We start from the raw sequence: 248 nt of genomic DNA, 5'->3' as shown, positions 1-248 counted from the left end.
AAGGAGGGCGCTTACCACGGTAGGATTCGTGACTGGGGTGAAGTCGTAACAAGGTAGCCGTATCGGAAGGTGCGGCTGGATCACCTCCTTTCTAGAGTAGCACTGGTCTTCGGACTACTCATCAAGCGTTCACACTTATCGACTGTCAATATTAAAGAACAGCATTTGGGGCTGTAGCTCAGCTGGTTAGAGCACCGTGTTGATAACGCGGGGGTCGTTGGTTCGAGTCCAACCAGCCCTACCAGTTT

1 tRNA gene and 1 rRNA gene are annotated in these 248 nt (G+C 52.0%); both read left to right on the top strand.

Features of this window, described 5'->3' with window-relative positions:
* A 16S ribosomal RNA gene (locus GEV02_RS32725) occupies positions 1-91 on the top strand; the annotation flags it as partial.
* Positions 92-167: 76 nt separating this feature from the next.
* Positions 168-244, top strand: a tRNA-Ile gene (locus GEV02_RS32720).
* Positions 245-248: the final 4 nt, after the last annotated feature.

The organism is Rugamonas aquatica (genome assembly GCF_009380215.1).
GTDB lineage: Bacteria > Pseudomonadota > Gammaproteobacteria > Burkholderiales > Burkholderiaceae_D > Rugamonas > Rugamonas aquatica_B.
This window is presented reverse-complemented; position numbering and strand designations above follow the sequence as displayed.